Genomic DNA, 19,381 nt, shown 5'->3' on the forward strand with positions numbered 1-19,381 from the left:
AAAAAGACTGCGGTAATGGTTATGAGTAAAGCGGACGCCTTCACACAGGCAGGGAAAACCGCGGTGTTGCAGAACATCCAGGGCACGTTGCAATTCCTTCAGCGCTTCCCGCCCTTCAACCAGATGGAACACGCTCACCTGGCGTATCTGGTCGAGCAATGTCAACTGCGTTTTTATGCCCCCGGCGAGAGCATCATCAAACCCGCCGACGGGCCGGTCGAGCACTTCTATATCGTCAAGCAAGGCCGGGTCGTGGGCGAGCGTCCGCATACGGCAAAAGGTGGCACCGAAACGGTCTTCGAGATCACCACCGGCGAGTGTTTCCCCCTCGCGGCGTTGCTGGGTGAACGGGCGACCCGCACCGAGCACCTGGCCGGCGAAGACACCTTCTGCCTGCAACTGAACAAGCCGGCGTTCATCCGCCTGTTTTCGCTATCGGACACTTTCCGCAACTTCGCCCTGCGCTGCGTCAGCAGTCTGCTGGATCAGGTCAACCAACAAGTGCAGCAAAAAGCCGTGGAAACCCTCGGCACCCAATATTCGCTCAATACCCGTCTGGGCGAGTTGGCTATGCGTCACCCGGTGACATGCACCCCGCAGACACCATTGCGCGAAGCCGTGACGTTGATGCACGAACAACAGGTCGGCAGCATCGTGGTGGTCGACGAACACAAGGCGCCACTGGGGATTTTCACCCTGCGCGACCTGCGTCAGACCGTAGCCAACGGCAGCAGTGATTTCAACGAAGCCATCGAAGGGCACATGACCCGGGCGCCGTTCTTCCTGTCGCCGGATCACAGTGCATTCGACGCGGCGATTGCCATGACCGAGCGTCACATCGCCCATGTCTGCCTGGTCAAGGACCAGCGCTTGTGCGGCGTGGTTTCCGAGCGCGACCTGTTTTCCCTGCAACGGGTCGACCTGGTGCACCTGGCGCGCACTATCCGCAATGCCCAGAAAGTGGAAAACCTGGTGGCGCTGCGGGGCGAAATCGGTCAACTGGTCGAGCGCATGCTGGCCCACGGCGCGTCTTCGACGCAGATCACCCACATCATCACCTTGCTCAACGACCACACCGTGTGCCGGGTGATCGAACTGACCCTCGCCGAAAAAGGCGACCCCGGTGTGCCGTTCAGCTGGCTGTGTTTCGGCAGCGAAGGCCGTCGCGAGCAGACCCTGCACACCGATCAGGACAACGGCATTCTGTTCGAAGCCAGCGACGCGGCACAAGCCGCCGAGATTCGCGGCAAGCTGTTGCCCATTGCCCAGCAGATCAATCAGAGCCTGGCGCTGTGCGGTTTCACCCTGTGCAAGGGCAATATCATGGCCAGTAACCCCGAACTGTGCCTGTCCCGCGCCGAATGGGCACGGCGCTTTGCGGCGTTTATCCGCGAGGCAACCCCGGAAAACCTGCTGGGTTCGAGCATTTATTTCGATTTGCGCGTGGTCTGGGGCAGCGAGCAAGGCTGTGAGCAGTTGCGCCGGGGCATTCTCGACCAGGTCGGCGACAACCGCTTGTTCCAGCGCATGATGGCCGAGAATGCGCTGCGCAATCGACCGCCCGTAGGACGTTTCCGCGACTTCGTGCTGGCGCGCAAAAATGGCGAGAAGGCCACCCTGGACCTGAAGACCCAGGGCCTGGCACCCTTTGTCGACGGCGCCCGGTTGCTGGCCCTGGTCCACGGTATCGAAGCGAACAACACGCTGGAGCGCTTTCGCCAGTTGGTCGACAAGGAGATCATCGATCCCCTGGACGGCGCCGCGTACGAAGAGGCCTATCACTTCATCCAGCAAACCCGCATGCAGCAACACCAACTACAGACCCGGGAGAATTTTCCTTACTCGAATCGGGTCGATCCCGACAGCCTCAATCATCTGGACCGACGCATCCTGCGTGAGTCCCTGCGCCAGGCACAACGCCTGCAAAGCAGCCTGGCCTTGCGGTATCAGTTATGAGCCTGTTTTGGTGGCTGCGCCCGCCGAGCCTCACCCTGCCAGCCGACCTGCAACATCGGCTGGGGCAATTACCGACGGTTGCCGAGCTGGCGCAGTGCAGCCTGCGCGAACAGCGCTGGGTGGTGCTCGATCTGGAAACCACCGGTTTGAACCTGAACAAGGACCACGTGGTGTCCATCGGCGCGGTGGTGATCGAGGACGGGGCCATCGACTTTCGCCAAATGTTCGAACGCACCCTGCAATATCCGCAAGTGAAACTCGGCCCCAGCGTGCTGATCCATGGCATTGGCCCCAGCGCCATTGCGGCGGGCAGCGAACCGGCAGAAGCACTGCTCGACCTGATGGAGTACATCGGGGACAGTCCGGTACTGGCCTTCCACGCGCCGTTTGACCAGCACATGCTCGGCCGTGCATTGAAAGATCACCTGGGTTTCAAATTGCAGCATCCGTTTCTGGATGTGGCGGATATTGCGCCGCTGCTATGTCCCCAGGCGCACATTCGCGAGGCCGGGCTGGACGACTGGATCGACTGGTTCAAGCTCGAAGTCTTCGAGCGCCACCACGCCAGCGCCGACGCCCTGGCCACCGCCGAACTGATGATGATCCTGTTCAGCCGTGCGCGACAGCAGCAGATTCACAGCCCGTTGAACCTGCAACAGCGCTTGAATCAGTGGAAACGCCGGCAGCAGGCGCCGTCCTTCTGACCCATACGCCATCCCTGTAGGAGCGAGCCTCCTCGCGCCTACAGGGGCCGTCGCAAATGTCCCGCCCGACCAACGCCAATTGCTTACCTCCCTCGCCTCTGCCACAATCGCGAACAATTCTCGTTAGTTAATACTTCCCAATCGGTGATGCGGCGTGTCGTCAGTCCCAAGCCCCCAAAGTGAGCTCGTCGGCGCGTTATATCGCGACCATCGCGGTTGGCTATTGGCCTGGCTTCGACGCAACGTCGCCTGCCCGCAGCGGGCCGAAGACCTGAGCCAGGACACTTTCGTGCGTTTGCTGGGCCGTGAAGAACTGAAGGTACCGCGCGAGCCCCGGGCGTTCCTGGTGGCGATCGCCAAGGGCCTGCTGTTCGATTATTTCCGCCGTGCCGCGCTGGAACAGGCCTACCTCACCGAGCTGATGCTGATTCCCGAAGCCGAACAACCGTCGGTGGAAGAACAGCAAATGATCCTCGAAGACCTGAAAAACATCGACCGCCTGCTCGGCAAGCTTTCCAGCAAGGCCCGGGCGGCGTTCCTCTACAACCGTCTCGACGGCCTCAGCCATGCAGAAATCGCCGAGCGCCTCGGTGTATCGGTGCCGCGGGTGCGCCAGTACCTGGCTCAAGGCATTCGCCAGTGCTACATCGCGCTGTATGGTGAGCCGACATGAATCCGCTCGGTTCCAAACCGGTATCGGCCAACGTGCTGGACGCGGCGATTGCCTGGCAGTTGTCCATGGACTGCGCCAACCCGATAGAACGTGAAGAGTTCGCCAAGTGGCACGCGGCCCACGAAGAGCACGCCCGCGCCTGGCGCCAGTTGGGTATGCTCGACCAGCGTTTCAGCGTGGCCAGCGGCCCGGCCCGCACGGCCTTGCTGCAATCGCGCGAAGGCATCCGCCGGCGAGTGCGCAAGCTTGGCAACGGTTTCGCCAGTATCGTTGCCATGATCGGCCTGGCCCTGTTCGCCGGGGATCGTTACCTGCCGATCGACTATTGGCTGGCCGACCAGCGCACCGCCGTTGGCGAGCAGCGCACCCTGCGTCTGGCTGACGGCACGCTGATCAATCTCAACACCCACAGCGCACTGGATGTGCGTTTCGATGAAAAACAGCGGCGCGTTGTGCTTCAGGAAGGCGAAATCCTGGTCGAAACCGGCCATGGCGATCCCCGGCCGTTCATCGTAGAAACCCGTGAAGGCAGCATGCGTGCGCTGGGAACGCGGTTTCTGGTCAAGCGCGAGGAAGACGGAACGCGCTTGAGCGTATTGCAGTCGGCGGTGGCGGTTCACCCTGAGTCCAATCCTGACGAACAGATTCTGCACGAAGGCCAGCAGGTGCTGATCCGCAACAACGGCCTGGGCCCGATTCTGGCCGTCAACCTCGGCGCGGATGCCTGGGCCCGCGGCATGCTGGTGGTGGACAACACGCGGCTGGAAGATTTGGTGCATGAAATCGGCCGCTATCGAAACGGTTACGTCGGGGTCGCCCCTGAAGTGGCCGACCTGCGCATCACCGGCAGCTTCCCGCTACGCGACACCGACCTGGCACTCAACGCCCTGTTGCCGACCCTGCCGGTGCAGATCGAACAGCACACGCAATGGTGGGTGAAGGTCGTGGCCAAGGCTGATACCAAGCCCTGAAAAGCTTTTTGTCTGATCAACCGTCATCGCGAGCGAGCTTGCTCGCGATGGCGGCGTTCGACTCCCCGCAAAAACCGTTTTGACCCAATACCAGCCGCAACCGACTTCTGAATCGAAATTATTTTCATCCAGCCCTATCACTTTTTTATTTTCGTTCGGCACACAGGCAATTGAGAAATGTTTCCATTCAGGAGCCGCTGTATGCCTCGTTCGCTAGACTCCCTGTTGCGCCGCAGTTTGCTGGCGGTCGCCATTGCCCTTTGTACCCCGTTGGCCAGCAGCCAACTGGTCGCCGCTGAACAGACGTCCAGCGTCCGCGCCTACAACCTGCCGGCCGCGCCACTGGTCAACACTCTGAACCAGATTGCCAGCCAGGCCGGTCTGGCCCTGTCATTGAATCCATCCCTCGCGGCGGGCAAGACCTCGGCGCCGGTCAAAGGCCAGTTCGACGCACCCGACGCCCTGCGCGAAGCCCTGCGTGGCACCGGCCTGCAACTGGAGCAGAGCAGTGCGGGCACCTATACCCTGGTGGCCGTGCCAGAAGGGGTGATGGACCTGCCGGCCACCAGCGTGATCGGCGTGCAAGACACTGAAAGCGCCTGGGGCCCGGTACAGGGCTACCTGGCCAAGCGCACCGCCGCCGGCACCAAGACCGACACCGCGCTGGTCGAGGCGCCGCGTTCGATTTCGGTCGTCACTCGAGAGCAGATGGACGACCGCAACGCGCACACCCTCGACGATGCCGTGCGCTACTTGCCGGGCATCACCTCCAGCAGCTTCGGCAGCGACACCCGCGCCGACTGGTTGCGCGTGCGGGGGTTCGAGCCGACTCAATTCCTCGACGGCCTGCCACTGCCAAAAGGTGTGTACTCCAACCCGAAACAGGAAACCTGGAACCTCGACCGACTGGCGCTGCTGCGCGGCCCGGCTTCCTCGGTGTACGGACAGACCCCGCCGGGCGGCCTGCTGGACATGGTCAGCCGTCGCCCAAGCGCTGAAGCCAGCAGCGAGATCCAGCTGCAATACGGCAGCGACAATCATCGCCAGATCAACTTCGCCAGCACTGGCAAGATCGATGAGGAAGGCCAGTTCCTGTACAGCCTCAGCGGCGTGCTGCGCGACGGCGGCACGCCCATCGACCACATCGATGACAAGCGCTACAACATCGCGCCCAGCCTGACCTGGAACATCGACGAAGACACCAGGTTCACCCTGCTTACGCAGTTCACCCGTGACGATACCGGTATCACCAGTCAGTTCTATCCGATCCAGGGCACCAAGATCGACATGCCGTTCGGCGATATCTCCCACCACAAGAACCTGGGTGACCCGGACTACGACTACTACGACCGCACCTACTACGCGCTGGGTTATGCCTTCGAACACCGCCTGAACGATGTCTGGCAGTTCCGGCAGAACCTGCGCTACACCAAGTCAGAGCTATCGTTCCAGGCCGTGACCGTCAATAGCTACAACCCCGACTTTGCCGATCTCGGGTTTGTCGTTGACGATCAAGGCAACACCGGCCGCGGCACCACCAATGTCGACGAAGACATCGCACAGTTCGCCGTGGACAACAACCTCCAGGGCGACTTCGTCACCGGCGACGTCAGTCACACCTTGCTGATCGGCCTGGATCACCAGCGCAACACCACCAACTACCTCTCGATCTTCGGCACCGCGCCGGGCATCAACGTCAACGACCCGATCTATGGTTTGCCGATAACCCGTCCGCCACGCTCCACGGCGTTCTACGACTACGAACAAAAGACCCAGCAGACCGGCCTGTACATCCAGGACCAGATGGCCCTCGGCCAATGGCGCCTGACCCTCGGCGGTCGTGAAGACTGGGTCCACACCGGAACCACGTTCTTCAACAAGGGCGATGCCACCAACACTGAGCGCGACAAGAACTTCAGCGGCAACGCGGCGATCAGCTACGTGTTCGACTCGGGCTTCGTACCCTACCTGTCCTACGCTGAATCGTTCCAGCCGACCAGCAATGCCGTCGCCTCGCCGACCGAGTCGTTCAAGCCGACCGAGGGCAAGCAATGGGAACTGGGGATCAAGTACCAGCCACCGGGCAGCAACACCCTGCTGACGGCGGCTGTGTATGACCTGACCCAGAAAAACGTTTCCGTCACCAACAACGTGGGCAACGTGACAGTCACCAGCCAGACCGGCGAAGTGAAAGTCAAAGGCCTGGAGCTGGAAGCCGTTTCCGACGTGACCGAAAACCTCAAGGTCACCGCTGCCTACACCCTGGCCAAATCCGAAGTGCAAGAGGGCATCTACAAGGGCAATCGCCTGCAACTGATGCCTAACCAGCAAGCGTCGGTGTGGGGCGACTACACCTGGCACAACGGCGTGCTGGACGGCTTCGGCATCGGTGCCGGTGCGCGCTATACCGGCAATACCTATGGAGACCAGGCCAACACCTGGCTGGGCAAGGCCGACGCCTACACGGTGTTCGACGCAGTGGTTCACTACGACCTCGGTCGCCTGGACAACAGCCTCAAAGGCGCTTCGCTGGCCGTTAACGCGACCAACCTGTTCGACAAGGACTACATCTCGACTTGCGACAGCTACTACTGCTACTACGGCGACCAGCGCAGTGTCGTCGCAAGTGCAACCTACAAGTGGTAACGCTTTGAGCTGACACGCCCAATGACCAGGCCGTCCTTCGTGGGCGGCTTTGGTTTTTCTGAAGGCTTTGAAATGAAAAGTAAAACGATTCGCCGCTGGTCCGCTGTTCATACCTGGACCAGCCTGATTTGTACGGTGTTCCTGTTACTGCTGGCACTGACCGGCCTGCCGTTGATCTTTCACCACGAGATCGACCACTTGCTGGGCGATGCGCCTGAAGTGAAGGAAATGCCGGCGGACACCCCGCACCTGAATTTGCAGCAGCTGGTGGAGACCGCCGAGAAGCATCGCCCCGGTGAAGTCATGCAGTATTTCGGCTTCGAGGACGATGAGCCCAACGCGGTGCTGACCATCATGGCCGCGACGGCGGGCACCGAGCCGAACTCGTCCCACACCTTCATGCTCGACGCCCGTACCGGCGAAGCGCTGGAGACGCCATCGGCCAACGGCGGTTTCATGATGGTCATGCTGCGCCTGCACGTGGACATGTTCGCCGGGCTGCCTGGCAAGTTGTTGCTGGCGTTCATGGGGATTCTGTTCGTGATAGCGATTGTCTCCGGTACGGTGCTGTACCTGCCGTTCATGCGCCGCTTGAAATTCGCCACCGTGCGCCAGGACAAATCCACCCGCCTGCGCTGGCTTGACCTGCATAACCTGATCGGCGTCGTGACCCTGACCTGGGCGCTGGTGGTCGGCGTGACGGGCGTCGTCAGTGCCTGCGCGGACCTGCTGGTTGCCGCATGGCGCAACGACACGCTGACCGCGATGATCGCGCCCTATCGGGATGCACCACCGCTGACACAACTGGCGCCCGCCAACCGTTTGCTCGATATCGCCAGGGAAGCCGCACCGGGCATGCAACCGGACTTCATCGCCTTCCCCGGCACGCGCTTTTCCAGTGAGCATCATTACGCAGTGTTCATGAAGGGCAGCACGCACCTGACCTCGCACCTGCTGACGCCGGTACTGATCGATGCCAGCACCCTGCAAGTCACCGCGGTGGTCGAACGCCCGTGGTACATGGACGTCATGGGCATGTCACAACCGCTGCACTTCGGTGACTACGGCGGCATGCCGATGCAGATACTCTGGGCGACCCTCGATGTGCTGACCATCATCGTGCTCGGCAGCGGGGTCTACCTGTGGGTGGTTCGGCGCAAGGTCGCCAGGCCGGTGCTGGAAAAAGCGGAGAGCGTGGCATGAAACCCCGGCAGTCGAACTTCTGGAAAGTGTTTACCATTCCGACCGTCATCGCGGTGCTCAGCGCGGCAGGGTTGTTTGCCGCGTTGCTCGGGGATGGTGTTTGGGATTCGTTGAGCTGGGTGGGTTTGGGTATCCCTGCTGTGCTAGCCCTGCGTGGCCTCCTGCAACGCCGCTGATCCCTGTGGGAGCGAGCTTGCTCGCGATGGGGCCATGTCAGTCGCCATTGTCGTATCTGACACACCGCCATCGCGAGCAAGCTCGCTCCCACAGGTTCTGCGAAAACCTAAAACCCTGACAGTCATACGACAACACTTCCCCCATCCGTCGCCTCCCCCTGCAAATCCTCTGACATATCTGTTGACAGTTTTACCCTTGCGCTCCTATAAAGACGCACGTTGTACGACAACCTACAACAGATGCAGCACCAAAAATAAATCCAAAAAAATGATGGTGAAGTGATGAAAGTCAAAGGCATCCGCTGGTGGATGGTCGGTCTGGTGACGGCCGGCCTGATGGTCAACTACCTGGCTCGCAATACCCTGTCAGTGGCCGCTCCGACCCTGATGAGCGAAATGAACATCTCCACCGAGCAGTACTCGCACATCGTCGTCGCATGGCAGGTGTGCTATGCGCTGATGCAACCGGTGGCGGGCTACATCATCGATGCCATCGGCACCAAAATGGGCTTCGCGATTTTCGCCTTCGCCTGGTCGATTGCCTGCGCACTGGCGGCCCTGGCGACCGGCTGGCAGGGCCTGGCCTTTGTCCGCGGCCTGCTTGGCCTGACCGAAGCGGCGGGGTTGCCGGCGGCGGTCAAGACTTCCACTGAATGGTTCCCGGCCAAAGAACGCTCGGTGGCCATTGGCTGGTTCAACATTGGCTCGTCGATTGGTGCCGTGCTGGCGCCGCCGCTGGTGGTCTGGGCGATCCTGCACAGCGGCTGGGAACTGGCGTTCCTGATCGTGGGCGGCCTGGGCGTGGCCTGGACCTTCCTGTGGATGGTTCTCTACAAGCACCCACGGGACCAGAAGCGCCTGAGCGACGAAGAGCGCGACTACATCCTCAGCGGTCAGGAAGCACACTTCAAAGACCCGGCGACGAAAAAAGGCAGCTGGAAAAAGATCATCGGCAACCGCAACTTCTACGCCATCGCCAGCGCGCGCATGCTCTCCGAGCCAGCCTGGCAGACCTTCAACGCATGGATTCCGCTGTACCTGATGACCGAGCGGCACATGAACATCAAAGAGATCGCAATGTTCGCCTGGCTGCCGTTCCTCGCCGCCGACCTCGGCTGCGTGCTCGGCGGTTACCTGAGCCCGTTCTTCCACAAGTACTGCAACGTGTCGTTGTTCACCTCGCGCAAAATGGTCCTGCTGTTCGGCGCCTCGTGCATGATCGGCCCTGCGTGCATTGGCCTGGTGGCCAGCCCGTACACAGCCATCGCGTTGTTGTGCATCGGCGGCTTCGCGCACCAGACCCTGTCCGGTGCGCTGTATGCGATCACCTCCGACTCCTTCGGCAAAAACGAAGTGGCCACCGCCACCGGCATGGGCGGCATGTTCGGCTACCTGGGCGCAGCTGCGTTCACCCTGGTGTTTGGCGTGATGGTGACCAGGATCGGCTACAGCCCGCTGTTCGTGGTACTGGCGATTTTCGACATCGTTGCCGCGTTCATCGTCTGGACCGTTGCCCGTGAGATCAAGCCGAAAATAGTTTCGGGGCCTGCCGCTGATCAAACGCTGCAACCTGCGAGCTAAAACACAAAACCTGTAGGAGCGAGCCTGCTCGCTCCTACAAAGGTGTTTGCCATCTTGAGCTATCCCCCCAACACGCTATGCTGCCCGACACTGCCACCGATCGAGACACAGCCATGTCCGCCCCGAGCATGACCCTGTACCACAACCCGCTCTCTCCCTTCGTTCGCAAAGTCATGGTGCTGCTCCACGAAACCGGCCAGCAGAACCGCGTGGCGTTGCAATCCAGCGTACTCACACCGGTCAACCCGGACCTGACCCTGATCGAAGACAACCCCCTGAGCAAAATCCCGGCCCTGCGCCTGGCCGACGGCAACATCATCCACGACAGCCGGGTCATCCTCGACTACCTCGACCACCAGCACGTCGGCAACCCGCTGATCCCCCGTGAAGGTTCAGCCCGTTGGCGTCGTCTTACCCTCGCCTCACTGGCCGACGGGGTCATGGACGCGGCCGTGCTGGTGCGCTACGAAACCGCCCTGCGCGCCCCGGAAAAACACTGGGACGAATGGCTCGACGGCCAGCGCGACAAAATCCGTCGCGCCCTGGCATTGCTGGAAAAGGACGCGATTGCCGAGCTGACCTGCCACTTCGACGTGGCCGCGATCAGCGTGGCCTGTGCACTGGGTTACCTGGACCTGCGCCATCCGGATCTGGACTGGCGCACAGTGAATCCTCAACTTGCAGCGTGGTATTTCGAGGTGAGCCAGCGGCCTTCGATGATTGCGACGATACCGAAGGTTTAGATCTTCGCTGACTGCGTCGCCCCCTTCGCGAGCAGGCTCGCTCCCACCTTTGACTGCGGTCCCATGTGGGAGCGAGCCTGCTCGCGAAAATACCAACGCGGTTCATCCGGCAACCACTGCAAAATCCGCGTCGCCAGCACCTCGCTCCAGCGCTGGTCCTCGCGCAGCCCCACCGACCGGCTCATTGCACCGCTCCAATATCGAAGTCCAATGGTTTTGGCGTTTTTTGCCCAACCCCATACCAGTCCAGCTTGCGGGTCAGCACCATGAACACACCCAACAAACCAAACAGCAGCAACGAGCCCATCAATAGCGCGTAGTCCTCTGCACTCAACAACCCGTAGAGCAGTCCATACAACGCCGCCAATCCCGCGGAAAAGCTCAGCCCGTGTCGCACGCTGCGCAACACGTGGCAAACGTAGAACCCGATCAACAACACACAACCGCTGGCTGACAACAGGTACGCCAGGGCAAAGCCGATGTGCTCGGACAACGACAGCAACAACAGGTAGAAGAATGCCAGCGCCACACCTACCAGTGCATATTGCACCGGGTGTACCGCAAGGCTTTTCAGCACTTCGAACAGGAAGAACCCGGCGAAAGTCAGGACGATGAACAACAACGCATATTTGATCGCCCGATCGCTTTTCAGGTACTGGTCCACCGGGTCGATGAAGCTCACGCCGAAGCTGCGGCCGCTAAAGGCTGTGCAGTCACCGCCGGTGACGCAACTGTTCAAGGCCTCCTGCAAATTGGTAGAGAAGAATGACGCCTGCCAGTTGGCGGAGAATCCCTGATCGGTGACTTTACGCTGGGCCGGCAGATAGTTGCCGATGAAGCTTGGGTGAGGCCAGTCGGCGCTCAGCGAGACTGTGCTGGTTTTACCCACCGGTAAAACCTGTAACACACCCGTGCCTTGCAGGCGCAGGTCAAAACCGAAATCCAGCTCCGTGGCCTTCTCTGTGTTGAGCGTCGGTAGCGCCACATGCACGCCCTCCCCCAGCCATCCGACCTGACTTCCGGGAATGAAGTCCAGACTCTGGCCGTCGAGTTCGAGTTTCAAGGCATTTTCGATACCACGGATGTCGCTGATGCCAATGGCGAGAAACGGCTGGTCGAACCGGTAATCGGCAAAGTCTTCCTTGATACCGAGCTGCGCCGGCAGCGAAAAATGCCCACTGATGCGATTGTCGGCATGAAACAGCCGCGCCTGGTAAATCCCCCGGGAGCGCAACTCAGTCTGCACCTGGCCGTCGAGTTCGAAGCGTTCCGGCAGGAAATACAGTCGACCGCGCTCTTCGCCGATCTCCTGATAACGCTCGTTGGTTTTTTCACGGGTCTTCCAGGTACGCACCACCTTGCGATACGGCACCACCATCAGCGGCCCGCTCAATTGCTGGCTGTAACTGGAACTGCGGGCAATGTCTTCGAGCACACCGTCACGCAGTTGCTGGCGGTCCTGAATCACGCCGTTGATCATCAGCAGTGGAACCAGCAACAACAGAATCAGCAGGGCAATTGCCCCGAGTTTTAGGGTCAGGCTACGGTTCATGGGACTCTCCCTGTTTTGGATGGGGAAAGTCTGGGTTGGCTGTGTGAGGAATGAATGGAGGGAGTGTGGAGACTTTGTGGAGACTGGACCCGGCCCTATGGCAGGTGCACTGTCACTTGCACACCGCCATCGACATTGCCGATGCTCAGGGTGCCGCCATGCAGCTTGACCACCTCCTCGACAAAATTGAGCCCGAGCCCGGTACTTTTGCGCCCACTGTCGGGACGCGGCAACGAGTAGAAACGCTCGCTCAAACGCGGCAGCGCGTAGTCGGGAATAGGCTCTGCCTGATTGAAAAGCTTGAACTCGACCTGCTCGCCTGCCCGTTCGGCGGTAAATCGCAGCACGCCTTCAACAGGGGTGAAATCCAGCGCGTTGTCCAGCAGATTGCCCAACGCCTGACGCAGCAGAAATGGCTCGCCGATTAGCACCAGGTCCGATGGAATCGTTTGCTCTACGCGCAACTGTTTACCTTCGATCTGCGCAGATTGCGCGTTCAGCAGGCCATCCACCAATGCCGCCAATGGCACCGCCACCCGCTCCTCCAACCCTTGGCGCTGCTCGACCTGTGCCAGGTTCAAAAGCCGCTCGATCAACTGCTGCATGCGCGCACTTTCGCTGTCGATGTTGCCGACGAACCGTTGCCGCTGTCCCGGAGGCATCTCGCCCTGCAACAGCTCCGCCGCACCACGAATCGCCGCCAGCGGACTCTTCAGCTCATGGGTCAATGTGTGCACGTAACGCTCGACGTAGGCCTTGCCTTCAAGCTGCGTGCGCATCTGCTCCACCGCCGTGGCCAACTGCTCGAGTTCACCGCCGCGATAGTGCGGCACTTCAACCCGCCGGCCTTTACTGACGCCTTGGGCGTAGGCCGTCAATCTTCGCAGGGCACGGCTCAGCCACCAGGACAACAATGCGCCGAACAGCAGACCGAGGCCGATCAGCCCGGCTCCATACGCCAGCAACCGGCGTTCGGTGCGATCCACATAAGGCTGCAACGAGCTGTTGGGCTTGGCCACGGTGACCACGCCGATGATCTGGCCGTTGTCGCGAATCGGCGCGCCGACGTGCATCACCGAAGACCCCGGATCGTTCGGGTCATTGCGCGTGGAGCGAGCGCCGTATTCGCCGCGCAGGGTCAGGTAGACGTCATTCCAGCGCGAGTAATCCTGCCCCACCGCCACCCCGCTGGAGTCCAGCACGACGATACCTTTGGCATCTGTGACGTAGATGCGGTGATTGACCTGATTCTTTGGCAAACCCCAGATTTTCGCTCCGGGCTGTCGTTCACCATAGGCCTTGAGCAGTTCCGGCCAGCGGTTCTGATTGAGGCTGCCGGCCTTGAAATCGTCGCGCAGGATCTCGGCCATCAGGTTGGCAGTATCGACCAGGGTTTCTTCGGTGGACTGGCGAACGCCGGGGCGGATCTCTTGCATGACCGTGTTGAGCACAAAGTAGCCAGTCAAGCCGATGAACAGTGCATAGACCAGGAAAATCCGGATTCCCAACGGCATCAGCTTTGTCCCGGGTTGTAGCTATAGCCGAGGCCGCGGTGGGTCTGGATCGGCTCGGCGTCAGCCTTCACCAGTCGCAACTTGGCGCGCACGCTCTTGATGTGGCTGTCGATGCTGCGCTCGTAACCGGCGTCGGCGGCCACGCCCAGGGCATCGAGCAACTGTTCGCGACTGAAGACGCGCCCGGGCTGCTCCAGCAGGCATTGCAACAGACGGAATTCATGGCGGGTCAGAGTCAGCGGTTGACCGCGATAACTGATTTGCACACGCTCGCTATCGATGCGAAACAGCGGCGTCGACGGTTCGCTCACTGTGCGGGGCGCCATGCGCTTGAGAATCGCCCGGACCCGCGCCGCTACTTCCCGAGGGCTGAACGGTTTGACCACATAATCGTCGGCGCCGATTTCCAGGCCCACGACGCGATCGATCTCGCCATCCCGGGCACTGAGAAACATCACCGGCACTTCGCTGAAGCGCCGCAGTTGCTTGCAGGTTTCGAAGCCGCTGATGTCCGGCAGGCCGATATCGAGAATGATCAGATCCGCCGGAGTCTGGCGCTGGTGCTCCAGCGCCGCCGCGCCGAGGCTAAGCCATGTAGTGGTGAAGCCCTCGCCTTGCAGGGCGAAAACCAGGGTGTCGGCAATGGCCGCTTCGTCTTCGACAATCAGGATATGAGGCATGGCGTCCGAGCCCGCTGGTTGAGTGGGCGAACGGTGACTCAAGGGGGGATCGGCGTCAATCCGGCTGAACTGATTGGCGGTCAGGTCTGTAGTACCTAGCAGTTCTGATAGTAGGCAATGGCTGAAAAAACTCCGATGCTCAAGGTTGAGCGATCCGGATCTTGAATGGAGTTCAACCCATGTCCAACACATCACGTGACACCGAACTGTGTCGCTATCACTACGATCCATTGGATCGCCAAAATGGCTGCACAGTACTTCAGCAACCTGCTATTCAGCACTTTCATTGCAAAAATCGACTGGCCACCGAGATTCAGGGTGCCGTTCGGTCAAGCATCCTTCAGCATGACGGCCAACCACTGGCTGAGCTAAAACAACTCGATACCAAAGCGACCACCACACTGCTGGCAACCGACCAACAACTCTCGGTGCTCAACGCTCTCGATGCCACTCAGCCCAACCCCCTCACCTATTCACCCTACGGTCATCGCCCGGCGGAAAACGGATTGCTCAGCCTGCTCGGCTTCAACGGCGAACGGCCGGACCCGGTGACCGGGCATTATCATTTGGGCAATGGTTATCGCCAGTTCAATCCGGTGTTGATGCGGTTTAACAGCCCGGATAGTTGGAGTCCGTTTGGGGTGGGTGGGGTTAATGCTTATGCGTACTGTGGAGGAGAACCAGTAAATCGCAATGATCCAACGGGGCACACCTGGCGTCCGCTTAAAATTTTTCTAAGAAAAATCGGTGTGATGAAAAAAACATCCAAACCCGAAACCGTTGTACAAATTGGTGCATGGCAACAAGTTCCGGGCAACCCAGATCGCGTACAACTCCCCTCCAAAATCCCCTCAAAACAAAAGCAGACAAAACTGACGAAAAAGGAGGAGAAACAGTTCCAAAAGGAGCTCAACCAAGCATATGTCGACGGTAATAACATGGACCGGAAGCTTCGTTTGAACAATGCAAACAGTACAAGCGGTAATTCAGCAACCTCACCTAACAGCGCGCCGAACAGCGGCACCATCACTTCAAGTCATTCTGCTCTTTCAGACTCAGTTGAACACATGCCAACACAAGAGTTTACTCAATTTCGGAAGACTGTAAGCGCATGGCAAAATGTCGGCACCGAAAGGAACAACATTTTAAGAACCGTAGACAGTGAAACAACAATCAGAGAGCTGAATTTCTTTAGTGCGCAACCCATTAGTAATAGGGGTATACGTCGGGGGGAGCCGGGGTATTTTTCAAGCTGAACCAAACACGGATCATATCTAGCTTGGCACCTTCCGGCGAAGGTGCCCCGTTCATATAATCAACAATCCGGCTTATCCGCCGTAAAACGCCGAGCTGGATTCACCGCAGCCCCAAATTCACGCAGCGCCTTGGCCCCAATCAGCAATGGGTAGTTAAAGCTGCTGCGATCCGTCAAATTGACCTCGACCGTGCGCTTGACGTTACCCAGGCACAGTTCCAGATCGACCACCGGACGCTTGGTGGGTGCGATCACTTCGCTGTCATCCTCGTCCTCTTCGGAACGGGTCTTGATCTTGCTTACCCGTGCGACCTTGTGTTCATAGACCTGATTGCCCGCATCCTTGGTGGCTAGGCGGAAACGCACCCAGTCTTCGCCGTCACGCTTGAAGGTTTCGATGTCCTTGGCCGACAGCGACGCGGTCAGGGCGCCGGTGTCCATTTTCGCCTTGAGGACCTTCCCGCCGATTTCCGGCAGGGCGATGTATTCGTAACGACCATAGAGGGTCGGCTCGGCGGCCATGACCGGCAGGGCGATGAGGGAGAGCACTGCAAGGAGGGATTTCACGTAATGGGTTTCCATGAGAGTGAACAGTCGGATTTTAGACCGTCGTGCGCTTGAACGTTCCCACAAGCCTACCGACCCAAAAGTGAAACATTCGTCACCGCTGATTTGGCCTGTCGCCCGAAGCTGCTTATCATGGCGCGCCCAACCGCTTCCACGAGTGACTTATGCGCCGCCTGCTCACCGGCTGTTTCGTGACCCTGCTGCTTGTGCTCAACACCCTGGTCCTGATCGGGCCGTTGATGGTGTTTGCCTTGCTCAAGCTGGTCCTGCCCGGCCGTTTTCGCGATTACGCCTCCTGGTCGGTGATGTGGATCGCCGAGACCTGGTCGGAGATCGACAAGCTGATCTTCCGCCTGTGTATCCCCACCCAATGGGACATCCGTGGCGGTGACGATCTGCGTCGCGACACTTCATATCTGGTGATCAGCAACCATCAATCCTGGGTCGACATCCCGGCGCTGATCCAGACGCTGAACCGGCGCACGCCGTTCTTCAAATTCTTCCTCAAGAAAGAACTGATCTGGGTACCCTTCCTGGGCCTGGCGTGGTGGGCGCTGGATTACCCGTTCATGAAGCGCTACAGCAAGGCGTTCCTGGCCAAGTACCCGGAACTGGCCGGCAAGGATCTGGAAATCACCAGACAGGCTTGCGAACTGTTCAAGCGCCAACCGGTAACAGTGGTCAATTATCTGGAAGGCACCCGCTTCACGGCGGCCAAAAGTGCCCAGCAGCAGTCACCGTTCAATCACCTGCTCAAGCCCAAGGCCGGCGGGGTGGCCTTTGTGCTGGCGGCGATGGGTGAGCAGCTGGACGCGATTCTCGATGTGACGGTGGTTTACCCGCAGCAGAAGATTCCGGGGTTCTGGGACTTGATCAGCGGCAATGTGCCGAGGGTCATCATCGATATCCAGACCCGCGAACTCGACCCGGCGCTGTGGCAGGGCGATTACGAAAACGATCCTGTATTTCGCGAGAAGGTCCAGAACTGGGTCAACCAGCTCTGGATCGAGAAGGACCGGCGCATCGACGCCTTGCGCGCCGGACGCCGCTGAATCAGCTACCGGCGCCAGCGCCCCAGATGCTGCCCAGACTGCTCAGCAGCGTACCGCCGACGCCCTGCTGACCGAAGTATTGCAGGAGCACCGGGGCAAACTGGCCAATCATGCCGCTGTCCATGCCCAAGGCGCTGAAGGCATTGTTCAGGTCGTTGGTGTCCTTGACGTTGCCCAGGGCGTTATCCAGCCCTGCCGCTTTGCCGCTGGAGCCAAGCAGACCGGCCAGTGCGCCCAACTCACCGCCGCCCGAGAGCATGTCGATGCCCGGCACGCTTTTGGCCAGTTGCGAGTAGTCGGTCGAACTCAACTGGTTCTTCGCCAGCCCCAGCATCGCCCCGGCACCGCCAATGGCTTGCTCTGGGGTGATGTCCAGTTCACTGAGAGTGCTCAGCAGATCGGCTGTCTGCGGCGTTGGTGCGGCGGTCGCAGCTGCGTCACCGCCCTTCATGCCGGCAATGGCATTGGCCGCATCGCCCAGGCTGAACTGTGCAAAGGCCGGGCTGGCGGACAGCGTCAACAGCGAAGCCAGTGCAATACCGCGTGAAATCTTCATTCAGACATCCTCTTGTGCCACGAAACCATCCGAAAACCGGCGGTAAAACTGCCGATTTGACCGGGTATCCTCAATCATGTTCCTTGCCGCGCATCCGTTTTTACCCGGTCACGCATAGAAAACGTGAATCCCCGGATGCCACGCGATGAACGGCACGACCGGGCAGCTGGTTGGGGCCGGCATCGAATCAGGAACCTTGGCGGCTGTTTGAAAAAGATATCCAAGCAAAAACGGCGACCCGAAGGTCGCCGTTTTTTGTTTACGCAAAGACTTACGCCGCACTAAACATCTTATGCGGATCAATCACAAACTTCTTCGGCACACCCGCGTCAAACTCGCCATAACCCTGCGGCGCCTGATCCAGGCTGATCACCTGCACCCCCACCACTTCAGCAATGTTGATGCGGTCCCACATGATCGCTTGCATGAGCGCGCGGTTGTACTTCATCACCGGGGTCTGGCCGGTGTGGAAGCTGTGGGATTTGGCCCAACCCAGGCCGAAGCGGATGCTCAGGCTGCCCATTTTCGCGGCAGCGTCGACGGCGCCCGGGTCTTCGGTCACGTAGAGGCCGGGGATACCGATCTTGCCGGCCACGCGCACCACGCCCATCAGCGAGTTGAGCACGGTGGCCGGGGCTTCGTGTTTCACGCCGTCATGGCCATGGCCACGGGCCTCGAAGCCTACAGCGTCGATGGCGCAATCCACTTCCGGTTCGCCCAGCAGTGCGGCGATCTGTTCGTGCAGCGGGGTATCGAGTGACAGGTCGGCGATCTCGAAGCCCTGGGCCTTGGCATGGGCCAGGCGCACGGTGTTGACGTCACCAACGATCACCACCGCCGCGCCCAGCAGGCGAGCGGATGCGGCCGCCGCCAGGCCGACCGGACCGGCACCGGCGATGTACACAGTGCTGCCCGGGCCGACGCCAGCGGTCACGGCACCGTGATAGCCGGTCGGCAGGATGTCGGAGAGGCAGGTCAGGTCGCGGATTTTTTCCATCGCACGGTCGCGATCCGGCAGTTTCAGCAGGTTGAAGTCGGCGTACGGCACCATGGCGTATTCGGCCTGGCCGCCGGTCCAGTCGCCCATGTCGACGTAACCATAAGCACCGCCCGGACGCGCAGGGTTGACGCTCAGGCACACGCCGGTATGCATTTCCTTGCAGGAACGGCAGCGCCCGCAAGCCACGTTGAACGGTACGGATACCAGGTCGCCGATTTGCAGGTTCTCGACGTCGCTGCCCTTCTCGATCACTTCACCGGTGATCTCATGGCCCAGCACCAGGCCGGTTTGCGCTGTGGTACGCCCGCGCACCATGTGCTGGTCGGAACCACAGATGTTGGTGGACACCACACGCAGGATGACAGCGTGGTTAATCTTCCTGCCGCGCGGGTCCTGCATTTTCGGATAGTCAATACTTTGCACTTCGACCTTGCCAGCGCCGAGATACACCACACCACGATTACCAGACATGCTTTCACCTCGCTGTTGTTTTTATGGAACCGCGTTGCCCAGGCAGGCAGCGCGTTAAGTGCTTGGGTACAGATGCTGTTT

Annotated in this window: 18 protein-coding genes; 11 read left to right on the forward strand and 7 right to left on the reverse strand. The window is 60.2% G+C overall.

All coding sequences use genetic code 11. The annotated features are described in order from the left end of the window. The first annotated feature begins 15 nt into the window (after positions 1-15). The 9 genes from ACMDB8_RS25550 (at position 16) to ACMDB8_RS25590 (ending at position 10,653) form a co-directional block, all read left to right on the forward strand. The gene (locus tag ACMDB8_RS25550; RefSeq protein WP_056726598.1) at positions 16-1,956 is read left to right on the forward strand and encodes a putative nucleotidyltransferase substrate binding domain-containing protein; all 1,941 of its coding nucleotides are present in this window, start codon (positions 16-18) and stop codon (positions 1,954-1,956) included. Further along, entirely contained in the window at positions 1,953-2,660 is a 708-nt protein-coding gene (locus ACMDB8_RS25555) for a 3'-5' exonuclease (protein ID WP_409078133.1), read from the forward strand. Before ACMDB8_RS25550 ends, ACMDB8_RS25555 begins: the two co-directional genes overlap by 4 nt. 154 nt (positions 2,661-2,814) lie before the next feature. Next, the gene (locus ACMDB8_RS25560) at positions 2,815-3,333 is read left to right on the forward strand and encodes an RNA polymerase sigma factor (protein WP_056726596.1); all 519 of its coding nucleotides are present in this window, start codon (positions 2,815-2,817) and stop codon (positions 3,331-3,333) included. Then, entirely contained in the window at positions 3,330-4,304 is a 975-nt protein-coding gene (locus tag ACMDB8_RS25565) for a FecR family protein (protein WP_056726595.1), read from the forward strand. Before ACMDB8_RS25560 ends, ACMDB8_RS25565 begins: the two co-directional genes overlap by 4 nt. Positions 4,305-4,505: 201 nt before the next feature. Next, positions 4,506-6,950, forward strand: a complete 2,445-nt coding sequence (locus ACMDB8_RS25570; RefSeq protein WP_056726594.1) for a TonB-dependent siderophore receptor — start codon at positions 4,506-4,508, stop codon at positions 6,948-6,950. A gap of 72 nt (positions 6,951-7,022) precedes the next feature. Continuing rightward, entirely contained in the window at positions 7,023-8,153 is a 1,131-nt protein-coding gene (locus tag ACMDB8_RS25575) for a PepSY-associated TM helix domain-containing protein (protein WP_223541356.1), read from the forward strand. Continuing rightward, on the forward strand, positions 8,150-8,329 hold the full coding sequence (locus ACMDB8_RS25580; RefSeq protein WP_223541355.1) for a hypothetical protein: 180 nt from the start codon (positions 8,150-8,152) through the stop codon (positions 8,327-8,329). Before ACMDB8_RS25575 ends, ACMDB8_RS25580 begins: the two co-directional genes overlap by 4 nt. Before the next feature lie 282 nt (positions 8,330-8,611). Continuing rightward, entirely contained in the window at positions 8,612-9,910 is a 1,299-nt protein-coding gene (locus ACMDB8_RS25585; RefSeq protein ID WP_223541354.1) for an MFS transporter, read from the forward strand. A gap of 113 nt (positions 9,911-10,023) precedes the next feature. Further along, on the forward strand, positions 10,024-10,653 hold the full coding sequence (locus ACMDB8_RS25590; RefSeq protein ID WP_056726591.1) for a glutathione S-transferase family protein: 630 nt from the start codon (positions 10,024-10,026) through the stop codon (positions 10,651-10,653). On the opposite strand, the gene ACMDB8_RS25595 is transcribed toward ACMDB8_RS25590, so the two are convergent. The 4 genes from ACMDB8_RS25595 to creB all read right to left on the reverse strand — a co-directional run bounded on the left by ACMDB8_RS25595 (position 10,650) and on the right by creB (position 14,399). After that, positions 10,650-10,838, reverse strand: a complete 189-nt coding sequence (locus ACMDB8_RS25595) for a hypothetical protein (RefSeq protein ID WP_056726590.1) — start codon at positions 10,836-10,838, stop codon at positions 10,650-10,652. The genes ACMDB8_RS25590 and ACMDB8_RS25595 overlap by 4 nt on opposite strands. After that, complete coding sequence (creD, locus tag ACMDB8_RS25600) at positions 10,835-12,205, reverse strand: cell envelope integrity protein CreD (protein ID WP_056726589.1); 1,371 nt, start codon at positions 12,203-12,205, stop codon at positions 10,835-10,837. The genes ACMDB8_RS25595 and creD overlap by 4 nt, the downstream gene beginning before the upstream one ends. Positions 12,206-12,300: 95 nt before the next feature. Further along, the gene (gene creC, locus ACMDB8_RS25605; protein ID WP_409078134.1) at positions 12,301-13,719 is read right to left on the reverse strand and encodes a two-component system sensor histidine kinase CreC; all 1,419 of its coding nucleotides are present in this window, start codon (positions 13,717-13,719) and stop codon (positions 12,301-12,303) included. After that, positions 13,719-14,399, reverse strand: a complete 681-nt coding sequence (gene creB / locus ACMDB8_RS25610) for a two-component system response regulator CreB (RefSeq protein WP_056726587.1) — start codon at positions 14,397-14,399, stop codon at positions 13,719-13,721. Before creB ends, creC begins: the two co-directional genes overlap by 1 nt. Before the next feature lie 179 nt (positions 14,400-14,578). Here creB and ACMDB8_RS25615 point away from each other — a divergent pair, with 179 nt between their 5' ends. Continuing rightward, positions 14,579-15,655 (forward strand): RHS repeat-associated core domain-containing protein, encoded by a 1,077-nt coding sequence (locus ACMDB8_RS25615; RefSeq protein ID WP_409078135.1) that lies wholly within the window; start codon positions 14,579-14,581, stop codon positions 15,653-15,655. 59 nt (positions 15,656-15,714) lie between these two features. On the opposite strand, the gene ACMDB8_RS25620 is transcribed toward ACMDB8_RS25615, so the two are convergent. Beyond that, complete coding sequence (locus ACMDB8_RS25620; RefSeq protein ID WP_056726681.1) at positions 15,715-16,221, reverse strand: ATP-dependent zinc protease family protein; 507 nt, start codon at positions 16,219-16,221, stop codon at positions 15,715-15,717. Between the two features lie 164 nt (positions 16,222-16,385). Here ACMDB8_RS25620 and ACMDB8_RS25625 point away from each other — a divergent pair, with 164 nt between their 5' ends. Further along, entirely contained in the window at positions 16,386-17,273 is an 888-nt protein-coding gene (locus ACMDB8_RS25625; RefSeq protein WP_409078136.1) for an acyltransferase, read from the forward strand. 1 nt (position 17,274) lies between these two features. On the opposite strand, the gene ACMDB8_RS25630 is transcribed toward ACMDB8_RS25625, so the two are convergent. Beyond that, positions 17,275-17,829, reverse strand: a complete 555-nt coding sequence (locus ACMDB8_RS25630) for a DUF2780 domain-containing protein (RefSeq protein WP_223541350.1) — start codon at positions 17,827-17,829, stop codon at positions 17,275-17,277. Between the two features lie 271 nt (positions 17,830-18,100). Then, the gene (fdhA, locus tag ACMDB8_RS25635) at positions 18,101-19,300 is read right to left on the reverse strand and encodes a formaldehyde dehydrogenase, glutathione-independent (protein WP_056726583.1); all 1,200 of its coding nucleotides are present in this window, start codon (positions 19,298-19,300) and stop codon (positions 18,101-18,103) included. Positions 19,301-19,381: the final 81 nt, after the last annotated feature.

It is taken from the genome of Pseudomonas monachiensis (assembly GCF_047345015.1).
Lineage (GTDB): Bacteria > Pseudomonadota > Gammaproteobacteria > Pseudomonadales > Pseudomonadaceae > Aquipseudomonas > Aquipseudomonas monachiensis.

Coding starts and splice junctions, on each gene's coding strand:
- ACMDB8_RS25550 (WP_056726598.1), top strand. CDS start 16: ATGGTTATGAGTAAAGCGGACGCCTTCACACAGGCAGGGAAAACCGCG.
- ACMDB8_RS25555 (WP_409078133.1), top strand. CDS start 1,953: ATGAGCCTGTTTTGGTGGCTGCGCCCGCCGAGCCTCACCCTGCCAGCC.
- ACMDB8_RS25565 (WP_056726595.1), top strand. CDS start 3,330: ATGAATCCGCTCGGTTCCAAACCGGTATCGGCCAACGTGCTGGACGCG.
- ACMDB8_RS25570 (WP_056726594.1), top strand. CDS start 4,506: ATGCCTCGTTCGCTAGACTCCCTGTTGCGCCGCAGTTTGCTGGCGGTC.
- ACMDB8_RS25575 (WP_223541356.1), top strand. CDS start 7,023: ATGAAAAGTAAAACGATTCGCCGCTGGTCCGCTGTTCATACCTGGACC.
- ACMDB8_RS25580 (WP_223541355.1), top strand. CDS start 8,150: ATGAAACCCCGGCAGTCGAACTTCTGGAAAGTGTTTACCATTCCGACC.
- ACMDB8_RS25585 (WP_223541354.1), top strand. CDS start 8,612: ATGAAAGTCAAAGGCATCCGCTGGTGGATGGTCGGTCTGGTGACGGCC.
- ACMDB8_RS25590 (WP_056726591.1), top strand. CDS start 10,024: ATGTCCGCCCCGAGCATGACCCTGTACCACAACCCGCTCTCTCCCTTC.
- ACMDB8_RS25595 (WP_056726590.1), bottom strand. CDS start 10,838: ATGAGCCGGTCGGTGGGGCTGCGCGAGGACCAGCGCTGGAGCGAGGTG.
- creD (WP_056726589.1), bottom strand. CDS start 12,205: ATGAACCGTAGCCTGACCCTAAAACTCGGGGCAATTGCCCTGCTGATT.
- creC (WP_409078134.1), bottom strand. CDS start 13,719: ATGCCGTTGGGAATCCGGATTTTCCTGGTCTATGCACTGTTCATCGGC.
- creB (WP_056726587.1), bottom strand. CDS start 14,399: ATGCCTCATATCCTGATTGTCGAAGACGAAGCGGCCATTGCCGACACC.
- ACMDB8_RS25615 (WP_409078135.1), top strand. CDS start 14,579: ATGTCCAACACATCACGTGACACCGAACTGTGTCGCTATCACTACGAT.
- ACMDB8_RS25625 (WP_409078136.1), top strand. CDS start 16,386: ATGCGCCGCCTGCTCACCGGCTGTTTCGTGACCCTGCTGCTTGTGCTC.
- ACMDB8_RS25630 (WP_223541350.1), bottom strand. CDS start 17,829: ATGAAGATTTCACGCGGTATTGCACTGGCTTCGCTGTTGACGCTGTCC.
- fdhA (WP_056726583.1), bottom strand. CDS start 19,300: ATGTCTGGTAATCGTGGTGTGGTGTATCTCGGCGCTGGCAAGGTCGAA.